This is a genomic window from Microbacterium sp. NPDC089987, from assembly GCF_044748505.1.
Taxonomy (GTDB): Bacteria; Actinomycetota; Actinomycetes; order Actinomycetales; family Microbacteriaceae; genus Microbacterium.
In genome coordinates this window covers 75,113-86,650 of sequence record NZ_JBIVGE010000002.1, presented here as the reverse complement: position 1 = coordinate 86,650, position 11,538 = coordinate 75,113, and the positions used below count along the sequence as shown (strand labels likewise).

The 11,538-nt window shown below is 70.2% G+C and carries 13 protein-coding genes; 7 read left to right on the top strand and 6 right to left on the bottom strand.

Annotation, left to right across the window (positions count from 1 at the left end):
- Positions 1-29 precede the first annotated feature (29 nt).
- Entirely contained in the window at positions 30-461 is a 432-nt protein-coding gene (locus tag ACIPV2_RS08105; protein ID WP_400840125.1) for a DUF1761 domain-containing protein, read from the top strand.
- 44 nt (positions 462-505) lie between these two features.
- On the opposite strand, the gene purQ is transcribed toward ACIPV2_RS08105, so the two are convergent.
- Both purQ and purS read right to left on the bottom strand, forming a co-directional pair.
- Entirely contained in the window at positions 506-1,213 is a 708-nt protein-coding gene (gene purQ / locus ACIPV2_RS08100; protein ID WP_400840123.1) for a phosphoribosylformylglycinamidine synthase subunit PurQ, read from the bottom strand.
- Entirely contained in the window at positions 1,210-1,458 is a 249-nt protein-coding gene (gene purS, locus ACIPV2_RS08095) for a phosphoribosylformylglycinamidine synthase subunit PurS (protein ID WP_363505294.1), read from the bottom strand. The genes purQ and purS overlap by 4 nt, the downstream gene beginning before the upstream one ends.
- Before the next feature lie 121 nt (positions 1,459-1,579).
- Here purS and ACIPV2_RS08090 point away from each other — a divergent pair, with 121 nt between their 5' ends.
- Entirely contained in the window at positions 1,580-2,056 is a 477-nt protein-coding gene (locus tag ACIPV2_RS08090; protein ID WP_400840121.1) for a transporter substrate-binding domain-containing protein, read from the top strand.
- Entirely contained in the window at positions 2,053-3,048 is a 996-nt protein-coding gene (locus tag ACIPV2_RS08085) for a cation diffusion facilitator family transporter (protein ID WP_400840119.1), read from the top strand. Before ACIPV2_RS08090 ends, ACIPV2_RS08085 begins: the two co-directional genes overlap by 4 nt.
- A gap of 15 nt (positions 3,049-3,063) precedes the next feature.
- Here the strand turns inward: ACIPV2_RS08085 and ACIPV2_RS08080 are convergent, their stop codons facing one another.
- Positions 3,064-3,582: an adenine phosphoribosyltransferase gene (locus ACIPV2_RS08080; protein ID WP_101187950.1), complete on the bottom strand. Its 519-nt coding sequence runs from the start codon at positions 3,580-3,582 to the stop codon at positions 3,064-3,066.
- A gap of 73 nt (positions 3,583-3,655) precedes the next feature.
- Here ACIPV2_RS08080 and ACIPV2_RS08075 point away from each other — a divergent pair, with 73 nt between their 5' ends.
- The 4 genes from ACIPV2_RS08075 (at position 3,656) to ACIPV2_RS08060 (ending at position 8,540) form a co-directional block, all read left to right on the top strand.
- Positions 3,656-5,077 carry a GH1 family beta-glucosidase gene (locus tag ACIPV2_RS08075; RefSeq protein WP_400840117.1) on the top strand — a complete coding sequence of 474 codons (1,422 nt, stop codon included), beginning with the start codon at positions 3,656-3,658 and terminating at the stop codon, positions 5,075-5,077.
- Between the two features lie 66 nt (positions 5,078-5,143).
- Positions 5,144-6,142, top strand: a complete 999-nt coding sequence (locus tag ACIPV2_RS08070; RefSeq protein ID WP_400840115.1) for a LacI family DNA-binding transcriptional regulator — start codon at positions 5,144-5,146, stop codon at positions 6,140-6,142.
- 30 nt (positions 6,143-6,172) lie between these two features.
- Positions 6,173-6,946, top strand: a complete 774-nt coding sequence (locus ACIPV2_RS08065; protein WP_400840113.1) for a LamB/YcsF family protein — start codon at positions 6,173-6,175, stop codon at positions 6,944-6,946.
- A 10-nt stretch (positions 6,947-6,956) separates the two neighbouring features.
- Entirely contained in the window at positions 6,957-8,540 is a 1,584-nt protein-coding gene (locus tag ACIPV2_RS08060) for a 5-oxoprolinase/urea amidolyase family protein (RefSeq protein WP_400840111.1), read from the top strand.
- A gap of 65 nt (positions 8,541-8,605) precedes the next feature.
- On the opposite strand, the gene ACIPV2_RS08055 is transcribed toward ACIPV2_RS08060, so the two are convergent.
- From ACIPV2_RS08055 to ACIPV2_RS08045, 3 genes are all read right to left on the bottom strand, one after another.
- Complete coding sequence (locus ACIPV2_RS08055; protein ID WP_400840109.1) at positions 8,606-9,082, bottom strand: CinA family protein; 477 nt, start codon at positions 9,080-9,082, stop codon at positions 8,606-8,608.
- Positions 9,083-9,158: 76 nt separating this feature from the next.
- The gene (locus ACIPV2_RS08050) at positions 9,159-10,487 is read right to left on the bottom strand and encodes a uracil-xanthine permease family protein (RefSeq protein ID WP_400840107.1); all 1,329 of its coding nucleotides are present in this window, start codon (positions 10,485-10,487) and stop codon (positions 9,159-9,161) included.
- Positions 10,488-10,586: 99 nt separating this feature from the next.
- A complete protein-coding gene (locus tag ACIPV2_RS08045) occupies positions 10,587-11,450 on the bottom strand; it encodes a phosphoribosylaminoimidazolesuccinocarboxamide synthase (RefSeq protein ID WP_400840105.1) in 864 nt (287 codons plus the stop codon).
- Positions 11,451-11,538: the final 88 nt, after the last annotated feature.

The following is an 11,538-nucleotide window of genomic DNA, read 5'->3' as shown; positions in this document are numbered from 1 at the left end:
GTCTGAGCGCATCCGATGAAGGAGGCGTCATGACGGTTCCCGAGATCAACTACTGGGCGGTCCTGGTCGCGACCGCGGCGAGCATGGTGGTCGGCGCGGTGTGGTACTCCAGGGGTGTGATGGGTGGGCGCTGGGCGCGCCTCGCGGGCATCGATCTCGAGCATCCGTCCCGCAGGCCGCTGTGGCCGATGGTCACCACGGTGCTGATGAGCCTCATCACGACGTGGGTGCTCGCCGGCGCCGCGACGATCGCGTGGCACTTCTACGCGGGCTCGTACTTCTGGGCATCCGTCGTCACCTCAGTGACGCTGTGGGCCGGCTTCACCGCGGCGCGCCTCATCACGCACGATGCATTCGAGGGGCGCTCGACGCGTCTCACGACCCTCAACATCGGGCACGAGCTGGTGACGGTGCTCGTGATGGCGCTGATCGTCGGCGTCTGGCCGCCCGCCGGGCTCTGATCCGTCGCCCCGTTTCGGGCGCGGCGACGCCCGCGCGGCGGATGCTAGGCCGCGACGCGCGCGACGGCGGCGATGGCGCTCTCGAAGAAGCCCAGACCGTCGACACCCGAGCGCATCGCGGCGCCGGTGTCGGGGCCGAAGCCTGCCTCGGTGGCGTGCTCCGGGTGCGGCATGAGACCGACCACGTTGCCGCGCTCGTTGGTGATGCCGGCGATGTCGCGCAGCGATCCGTTCGGGTTGACCCCGGCGTAGCGGAAGGCGACGAGCCCCTCGCCCTCGAGGCGGTCGAGGGTGTCGTCGGCGGCGATGTAGCCGCCCTCGCCGTTCTTGAGCGGGATGACGATCTCCTGCCCCTTCGCGAACGCGCTGGTCCAGGCGGTGTCGTTGTTCTCGACGGTCAGGCGCTGGTCCCGGCGCACGAAGTGCTGGTGGTCGTTGCGGATGAGGCCGCCCGGCAGCAGGTGCGCCTCGACGAGCATCTGGAATCCGTTGCAGATGCCGAGGACGGGCATCCCCTTCTCCGCCGCGGCCTTGACCTCGGCCATGATCGGCGACAGGGCCGCGATCGCACCTGAGCGCAGGTAGTCGCCGTAGCTGAAGCCGCCGGGCAGCACGAGGGCGTCGACGCCCTCGAGGTCGTGCGAGCCGTGCCACAGCGCGACGGGCTCAGCGCCGGCGATGCGCACCGCGCGCTGCGCGTCGCGGTCGTCGAGCGAGCCTGGGAAGGTGATGACGCCGATGCGCACGCTCACTGCGCGACCTCGACTCCCACGACATCCTCGATGACGGAGTTCGACAGCACGTCCTCAGCCAGGCGCCGCGCCTCGGCCAGCACGTCGTCGGTGACCTCGCCGTCGACCGTGAGCTCGAAGCGCTTTCCGATGCGGACCTGGCTGAAGCTCTCGACACCCAGGCGGGCGAAGGCGCCGGAGACGGCCTTCCCCTGCGGGTCGAGCAGTTCGGCCTTGGGCATGACGTCGACGACGATGGTGGGCATACCCCTGATTCTAGGCGATGTCGGGCGGCCTCTCGGCCGGGGTCATGGTCATCACGCGGGTGGTTGTCAAGGGTGCGATCGAAGGTGGTCGCCGCTCAGGCGCCTCGCTAAAGTCAGCGCCATGAGAAGACGTCGGATGGCAGGTGCGGGAGCCCTCCTGCTGCTGGTCGCGCTGACCGGCTGCGGGATCCAGATGCCCGCGGATCCGCACGGCAGCATCGACCGGATCGAGGGCGGCACGCTGCGCGCCGGAGCGACCGAGCAGCCGCCGTGGGTCGACGTTCACGACGCGGGGGAGCCGACCGGCTCCGAGCCGGAGCTGATCGAGGAGTTCGCCGCGCAGATGGACGCCCGGGTGGAGTGGACCACCGGCAGCGAAGCCGACCTGCTCGCGGCCCTGGAGCGCGGCGAGCTCGACCTCGTCGTCGGCGGGTTCCTCGACGACACCCCCTGGACGGACCGAGGCGCGGTGACGCGGCCGTACACCGAGCGCAGCACGAAGCACGGGACGCAGAAGCACGTGATGATCGTGCGCATGGGCGAGAACGCTCTGCTCACCGAGCTCGAGACGTTCCTGCACGAGGAGGCCGGCTCATGACGACGCGATTCGGCCGGGCCGAGCTTCCCGAGCAGCAGGAGAAGGCGCTGCGCAAGGCGATCCGCTTCGAGTGGTACACGCTGATCTTCCTCGCGGTCGCGATCACCATGGTGTACCTGGTGATGGGCAACTCGCAGGCGATGAAGGCCGCCTGGCTCGAGGACCTGCTCTCGCTCGCGCCGCCGATCGCCTTCCTCGTCGCGGTGCGCATCGTCAACCGCAAGCCCAGCGGCCGCTATCCGTACGGCTACCACCGTGCGGTCGGCGTCGCGCACCTGGTGGCGTCGGTGGCGCTGCTGGCCATGGGTGCGTTCCTCATCATCGACTCGGTCACTGGGCTGATCGGCGGCGAGCATCCGCCCATCGGCACGGTCGTGCTGTTCGGACAGCCGATCTGGCTGGGCTGGCTGATGGTGATCGTGATGGCGCTCACCATCCCGCTTCCGATCTACTTCGGGCGGGTGAAGATGCGGCTGGCCAAAGAGCTGCACGACAAGGTGCTCTACGCCGACGCCGACATGAACAAGGCCGACTGGCAGACGGCCGTCGGCTCGATCGTCGGCGTGCTCGGCATCGGCATCGGGTGGTGGTGGACGGACGCCGCCGCGGCGCTGCTCATCGCCGGCAGCATCCTCTGGGACGGCATCCGCAACATGCGGGCGGCGATCACCGACCTGATGGACACCGCCGCGACGACGTTCGACGACGGCAAGGTGCACCCGCTGACCGGCAAGATCGACGAGCTGCTGCGTGCGCTGCCGTGGGCGGCGGAAGTCGGATCACGCGTCCGCGACCAGGGGCACGTGCTGCACGTGGAGTCGTTCGTCGTGCCGCGCAGAGGCCGCACCCCGAAGCTCGACGAGCTCATCTCGGCTCGCGACGCGTGCCTCGACCTGGACTGGAAGGTGCAGGACATCGTGATCGTGCCGATCGACGTGCTGCCCGAAGAGGTGGGCGGACGTCGGGAGCACCAGTCCGAGCGCAACCAGTGAGAAGCGCGCCGGAGGTCAGGCGGAGCGGAAGACGGTGTGCAGGTCGCCGATCACGTCGCGTCCGCCCAGGCCGTCGATCTCGAACAGCACGCTGATGCCGGCGACGGTGTAGCCGAGGCTCTTCACGATCTCGCGTCCGGCGGCGAGCGTGCCGCCGGTGGCGAGCACGTCGTCGATGAGCAGGATGCGCGTGCCCGGCGGCAGGTCGTCGTGCATCTCGACGGTGGCCGTGCCGTACTCGAGCGCGTAGTCGACGGACGCCGCGGGGCGCGGCAGCTTGCCCGCCTTGCGGATCGGGGCGAACCCGACCCCGGCGGCGATCGCCGCAGCTCCGGCGAGGATGAACCCGCGCGCCTCGATGCCCGCGACGACGTCGAAGGAGCCGGTGAAGGGCTCGAGCAGCGCCTCGGTCGTGGCGCGTAGCGCCCGGGCATCCGCCAGCAGAGGCATGATGTCGCGGAACAGGATGCCTGGCTGCGGGTAGTCGGGGATCGAAGCGATCAGGGACTCGGCTCTCGCCAGTTCGGGACTCACCTGCCAAGATTACCGAACCGGTCGGGTGGCACCCCGTGGGAGCGCTCCCAGAATCTCATGGCATCATGGTTCCATGTCCCGAACCTTTCCTGACGGCTTCCTCTTCGGCGCTGCCACCGCGGCCTACCAGATCGAGGGCGCGGCCTTCGAAGACGGCCGCACCGCATCGATCTGGGATGCCTTCGCGCGCGTGCCCGGAGCTGTCGTCGGTGCCGAGAACGGCGACGTCGCGTGCGATCACTACCACCGCTACGCCGACGACGTCGCGCTGATGAAGCGGCTGGGGCTGCAGACGTACCGGTTCTCGACCTCCTGGTCGCGGGTGCGTCCCGATGGCGGGCCGGTCAACGCCGCGGGGGTCGACTTCTACAGTCGTCTGGTCGACGAGCTGCTGGAGGCCGACATCGTGCCGTGGCTCACTCTGCATCACTGGGACATGCCGCAGGCGCTCGAAGAGCGGGGCGGATGGACGAACCGCGACATCGCCGATCGCTTCACCGACTACGCGCTCAGCATGCACGACGCCCTCGGCGACCGGGTGCAGCACTGGACCACCATGAACGAGCCGTGGTGCTCGTCGTTCCTCTCGTACACCGCCGGCGTGCACGCGCCCGGGCGCACGAGCATCCGCGACGGCCTGCTCGCCTCGCACCACCTGCTGCTCTCGCACGGTCGCGCCGTGCAGGCGCTGCGCGAGCGCGACGCCTCGCTCGACCTCGGCATCACCCTGAACCTCACGGTCGCCGACCCGGCTGACGCCGACGATCCGGTCGACGTCGACGCCGCGCGCCGCATCGACGGGCAGTTCAACGGATGGTTCCTCGGCCCGATCTTCCACGGCGAGTACCCCGCCGACGTCGTCCGCGACTTCCGCGAGGTCGACCCGGCCGCGGTCGCGGAGTGGCAGGCTGCCGTGCAGCCCGGAGACCTCGACGTCATCTCGACGCCGCTCGACGCGCTGGGCGTCAACTACTACCACGGTGAGCTGCTGTCCGGGCATCCGCAGCCCGGCGCAGGCGACCCGCACCAGACCGAGGGTCAGCAGCGCGAGACGCGCTCGCCGTTCCCCTCGAGCGAGGGCATCCACTGGGTCGAGCGCGGCCTGCCGCGCACCGGGATGGACTGGGAGGTGCAGCCCGAAGGACTCACCCGCCTGCTCGTGCGCGTCGCCGAGGACTACGCCGGCGATGTGCCGCTGTACGTGACCGAGAACGGCGCCGCCTACGACGATGAGGTGGGCGCCGACGGCGAGGTGAACGACGTCGAGCGCACCGAGTTCCTCCGTGCGCACGTCGCGGCCACGCTGGATGCCATCGAGCAGGGCGTCGACGTGCGCGGCTACTTCTACTGGTCGCTGATGGACAACTACGAGTGGGCCTGGGGGTACGAGAAGCGCTTCGGCATCGTGCGCGTCGACTACGAGACGCAGCAGCGCACGATCAAGCAGAGCGGCGCGGAGTACGCTCGGATCATCGCCGCCCATACCGGTCGCTGAGCGGTCCGGTCGTTGAGCGGGAGCGAAGCGACCGAGTCGAAACGCATCACCGAAAGCACGGACAGCATGCCCCGAGCCACGATCGAAGAGGTCGCCGCACTGGCCGGCGTGTCCCGCTCGACGGTGTCCCGCGTGGTCAACGGGTCGACTTCGGTCAGCCCCGAGGCGCTCGCCGCGGTGCAGGACGCGATCGCGCAGCTCGGCTACGCGCCGAATCGCGCCGCTCGCTCGCTCGCCAGCCGCCAGACCCATGCGATCGGACTGGTCGTGCCCGAGGACACCACCCGGTTCTTCGGAGACCCGTTCCTGGCATCCGTCGTCGCGGGGATCAGCTCGCGTCTGGCCGAGTCGGAGTACATCCTCAACCTGCTCATCGCGAGTGACGACCCCGACGGCAAGATGACGCGCTTCGTGCGCAACGGCGGGGTGGACGCGGCGATCATCGTGTCTCACCACGCGAGCGACTCGTTCGTGGAGCGCATCGCCGAGGCCGTGCCCGTCGTCTTCGGCGGACGGCCGGCGACGGTGCGCGACAGCGACATCATCGTCGACGTCGACAACGTGGCCGCGGCCCGGGCGGCGGCTGAGCATCTCATCGCGCTCGGATGCCGGCGGATCGCGACGATCACGGGCACGATGTCGATGTCGGTGAGCGTGGATCGCCGTGACGGATTCCTGGCGGCGCTGGCGGATGCCGGGCTGCGGTCCGCCGGAGAGATCGACGGCGACTTCAGCGAGCACGGCGGGGCCGAGGCAGCACGTGTGCTGCTGCAGCGCGATGAGCGACCCGACGCGATCTTCGTCGCGAGCGACCTGATGGCCCGCGGCGCGATCGGCGTGCTGCGCTCCGCCGGCCTGCGGGTGCCCGAGGACGTGGCGATCGTCGCCTTCGACGACTCGCGGGTCGCCCAGACGTCGGACCTCACCAGCGTGCGCCAACCGATGTTCGCGCAGGGGGAGATGCTGGCGGGCATGGTGGTGGATCTGCTCGCAGGAAGGCGGCCCGACGCGCTGACCATCCTGCCGACCGAACTGGTCGTGCGCGGGTCGGCGCCCGCGGTCTGACACAGGTCGATCCTCGGTAGCATCCGAGGCATGGCATCCATCGATCTCAACTCCGACCTCGGCGAGAACTCCGCCGAGCACACGGTGAGCGATGACGCGGCGATGCTCGAGATCGTGACCAGCGCGAACGTGTCGTGCGGCTTTCATGCGGGCAGCGCCGAGGGCATCCGCGACACTCTCGCCGCCGCCGTGGCGAACGGAGTCGTGATCGGCGCGCACCCGTCGTACCGCGACCGCGAGAACTTCGGCCGCAGCCCGCTCGAGCCGGATTCGCGCACGCTGCAGGCCGAGGTCGAGTATCAGCTGGGTGCGCTCATCGCGCTGGCTGGGGCCGTCGGCGGCCGGGTCGCCTACGTCAAGCCGCACGGCGCGCTGTACAACACGATCGCGCGCGATGAACGGCAGGCTCGAGCCGTGGTCGCGGGCGTGCGCTCCGTCGACGCGAACCTGGTCGTGCTGGGGCTCGCGGGTGGGGTGGTGCTCGACATCGCGGCTCGGGCCGGAGTGCCGGTGGCCTCCGAGGCCTTCGCCGATCGGGGCTACCTGCCCGACGGCAGCCTCGTGCCGCGCTCGCAGCCGGGAGCGGTGCTGCACGACGCCTCGGCTGTGGCGAGGCGGATGGTGCGCTTCGCCGAGTCGGGTGTCATACGAGCGGTCGACGGCACCGACGTGCGCATCGACGCGCAGTCGATCTGCGTGCACGGCGACAGCCCAGGAGCGGTGGCGATGGCAGCCGAGACGAAGCGGATGCTGCAGGATGCCGGCATCGAGATCGTCCCGTTCGTGACGCCGCTCGCGATCTGAGCGGGTGAGCATGCGGGTGCTGACTGCTTCTGATCGGGCGGTGCTCGTCGAGTGCGCCGACCTCGATGAGGCGATGCGCATGCACGGCGCCTGGGCCCATGTGCCCGGGGTGATGGAGCTGGTGCCGGGCGCACGCACGGTGCTCGTGCGCTTCGATCCGCTGGTGACGTCCGCGGCTGAGCTGGCCGAGGTGCTGGTCGCAACCTCAGCGGACGAAGGTGCGCTCGAGTCGGGGCCCGAAGTGATTGTGCCGGTCCGATACGACGGCGAAGACCTCGCCGAGGTCGCTGACCTGCTCGACGTCTCGGTGGATGAGGTGGTCCGCCGGCACGGCGCCGCACGCTGGACGGTCGCCTTCTCGGGCTTCGCGCCCGGCTTCGGGTACCTCATCGGCGACGATCCGCTGTTCGACGTTCCGCGCCGTGGGTCGCCGCGCACCCGCGTGCCCGCGGGGGCGGTGGCTCTGGCGGGTCAGTTCAGCGGCGTGTATCCGCGAGCGAGCCCGGGAGGGTGGCAGCTCATCGGCACGACGGATGCCGTGATGTGGGACGTGCACCGCGACCCTCCGGCCCTGCTGAAGCCGGGCGCCCGCGTGCGTTTCGTCGTGGCCGAGCAGTCGCTTGTGCCGAGTGCGGTGTCGGGATTCTCGGATGCTTCGGCCGCGCACCGGCATGTCGGACGGCGACGCGCCGATGGCGGGGCCGATGGTCTGCAGGTTCCGACGCCCGCGCTCGAGGTGGTGAACCCGGGTCTGCAGCTGCTCGTGCAGGATCTCGGCCGCTCAGGTCTCGCCGAGCTCGGCGTGCCGGCATCCGGAGCAGCCGACCGCATCGCCCTGCGCGACGCGAACCGCGCCGTCGGCAACGCCCTCGAGGCCGCGGTGCTCGAGGGCGTGGGCCCCGCGGCCGTCCGCTTCCATGGCAGCACCGTCGCGGTCGCCACCGGCGCGGAGTGCGAGCTCGGGGTGATCGGCGTGGACGGTCGGATGCGCTGCGTCCCGCACAGCGCTCCCTTCGCCGTCGCCGACGGCGACGAACTCGAGATCGGCCCGCCGACGCGGGGACTGCGGTTCACGATCGGGGTGCGCGGAGGCATCCGGATGCCGGAACAGCTGGGCAGCCGATCCACCGACACGCTCTCGGGCATCGGCCCCGCGGCGCTGCGCGCCGGCGACGTGCTGCCGGTCGGGACTCATGCGCCGCGCGCGGTCGAACCCGACGCTCTGCCGCGCGACCTGCCGGGGGATGTCGTCGAGCTCGACATCACGCTCGGCCCCCGGGACGACTGGTTCACGCCGGCGGCGGTGCGGCTGCTCAGCGAGCAGGAATGGACGGTGACGCCACGGTCCGACAGGGTCGGCATCCGGCTGCACGGCGAGCGATCGCTCGAGCGTGCGATCCGCGACGAGCTGCCCAGCGAGGGTGCGGTCGACGGTGCCATTCAGGTGCCGGCCGATGGTCAGCCCGTGCTGTTCGGTCCCGATCACCCGACGACAGGCGGATACCCGATCATCGGGTCACTGACCGACGCCGCGAGGGATGCGGCTGGTCAGCTGCGACCGGGTGCCCGCATCCTGTTTCGCGTGGTGTCGTGAATCACTGACGATTCGTGTCGCGCAGGGCGGGTCGACCTGCGACTCGCCGTGCCCGTGCCGTTTGGTCAGCGACTTCCCGCACCTTCCACCCGCCCGGCGTGAAGGGTCAGCAGCTCGACGGCCGCCTCGATCGTCGAACTGAGCACGTCCTCGGGCTCGCCGTCGAGAGTCAGCTCGCGATGCCCGACCTCGTCGCGCGTCGCCCACCCCAGGAACACCGTGCCGGCGGGATGGCCGTCTTCGGCATCCGGTCCGCCGACTCCCGTCGTCGAGACGCACAGATCCGCATCGAACAGCTCGAGGGCGCCTCGGGCCAGCTGCTCGGCGCATTCGGCTGAAGTCGGGTCCTGATCGGCCGGGAAGCCGAGGACCGCCTCCTTGACCTCGGACAGATAGGCGACAATGCCGCCGCCGAACCAGGTGCTCGCTTCCGCGCCGGCGCCGACCGTGCTGGCCAGCCCACCGGAGGTCAGCGACTCGGCGACCGCTACGCGCAGGTTGCGGCTTCGGGCGAGATCAGCGAGAGGTGTGACATCGAGCATGCGCCGACGCTACCGCCCCACCGGATGCCTCGACCGGGCCTTGACAGCGTCTGCGATGTGCGCGCACGCGACGGCTTCAGGCCGGGTCGCCCCCGGGCGCGCCCACGCCGGCGAGCGGCTTCGGGTCGTCGGCACCCGAGCCGCGCAGCCGCGCGATGAGGTTGCCGAGGTGGTAGATGAGGATCGCACCCACCGTCGCGAGCACGATGCCGCCGAGCTCGAAGCCCGACTCCGGATCCTTGATCATGAAGCCGCCGACCGCGACGATCAGGCCGACCGCGGCGGTGTACTGGTTGACCGGCCGCGAGAAGTCGACGCGGTTGTCGACCCAGATCTTGATGCCGATGACGCCGATCAGGCCGTACAGGGCGGTGGTGATGCCGCCGAGCACACCGGCGGGCACCGAGTTGATGACCGCGCCGAACTTGGGCGACATGCTCAGCAGGATCGCGGTGATGCCGGCGACCCAGTACGCGGCGGTCGAGTAGACGCGGGTGGATGCCATGACGCCGATGTTCTCGCCGTACGTCGTGGTTCCCGAGCCGCCGAAGAACCCGGCGAGCGAGGTCGAGATGCCGTCGGCGATGAGCGCCTTACCGGTCTGCTTGTTGACCGCCGGGTCTTCGACCATCGTGGCGACACCGCGCACGTGTCCGACGTTCTCGGCGATCAGCACGAGCACGACGGGGAGGAACATGGCCATCGCCGACCAGGTGCCGGGGGTCGCGAAGTCGGGCAGGTGGAAGGTCGGGAAGCCGATCCAGTCGGCCGCCTCGACCTTGCTGAAGTCGAGCTCGCCCCGGATGCCGGCGAAGATGTACCCCGCGATCACACCGAGGAAGATGGAGATGCGGCCGAGGAATCCGCGGAACACCACCGCGAACAGGATGGTGACCGCGAGCGTGAACGTCGCCGTGATCGGCGCCAGCTCGTAGTTGCCGCGCGCAGCGCCCGCGAGGTTGAACCCGATGAGCGCGACGATCGTGCCGGCCAGCACCGGCGGCAGGAACCGGTCGACCCAGTGCACCCCCACCGTGTGCACGACGGCGCCGATGATGGCGAGCAGCACGCCGACCGCGACGATGCCCGCCAGCGCCGAGCCCATGCCCGCCGATGCCGTGGCTGCCGTGACAGGGGCGATGAACGCGAACGAGGAGCCCAGGTAGCTGGGCAGCTTGTTGCGCGTGACCAGCAGGAAGAGGATCGTCCCGATGCCGCTGAACAGCAGCGTGGTCGGGACGGGGAAGCCGGTGATGATCGGCACGAGGAACGTCGCCCCGAACATGGCGACGACGTGCTGCACGCCGATCGCGATCGTCGCCGGCCAGTTCAGGCGCTCATCGGGGCGGACGACGGCGCCGGGCGCGACAGTGCGACCGTTGCCATGGATCTTCCACAGCGGCATGGGGGCTCCTCGGGAGTCGGGATCAGGGCCGAGGAAACACTACCGCCCCGGATGCCCGGCATCCGGCGTGCTACGGATCAGGGGCGAGCCTGGGCGGGTTCAGCCCTGAAGGCGCCCGATGAGCGCGCGGTAGCGGTCGGCGGTCTGCTCGACGATCTCGGCCGGAAGCGCGGGCGGCTCGCCCTGCCGGTCCCAGTGGGACGCGAGCCAGTCGCGCACGATCTGCTTGTCGAAGCTCGCCATGCGCTCCTCGGGCGCGGTGCCGGACGCCCAGGCGGCGGCGTCCCAGTATCGCGAGGAGTCGCTGGTGAGCACTTCGTCGGCCAGACGCAGGGTGCCGTCGGCATCCACGCCGAACTCGAACTTGGTGTCGGCGAGGATCAGGCCCTTCGCCTCCGCGATCTCGGCGGCCCGGCGGTAGAGCGACAGCGAAGCGTCGCGCAGCTGCGCGGCGCGGTCCGCGCCGACCAGCTCGACGACGCGCTCGAAGGTGATGTTCTCGTCGTGCTCGCCCAGCGGCGCCTTGTACGCCGGGGTGAAGAGCGGCTCGGGCAGGCGGTCGCCGTTCTGCAGGCCTGCGGGCAGCGGGATGCCGCACACGGTGCCGTGCGCGGCGTACTCCGCCCACCCGGTGCCGGTGATGTAGCCACGCACCACGCACTCGATCGGCAGGATCTCGAGCGCCATCGCGAGCATGGCGCGGCCGGCCACGGCATCCGGGATCTCGCCCTCGGCGAGGTGATTCGGCACGTCGGACAGCTGCTCGAACCACCAGTCGCTCAACTGGGTGAGCAGCTCGCCCTTCTGCGGGATGCCCGGCGACAGCACGAAGTCGAATGCGCTCACCCGGTCGGATGCCACGACGAGGATGCGCGTATCGGCCGGATCCTCCGAGGCGTACAGGTCTCGGACCTTGCCGGAGTAGAGGTGCCGCCAGCCGGGGATGCTCTGTGGTTCGCTCACGCACCCATCTTCCCATCACGCCGATCCCGATGTCGGGCGTGCGTCGATGTCGGGCGTGCGTCGATGTCGGCGCGGAGGAGTAACGTTG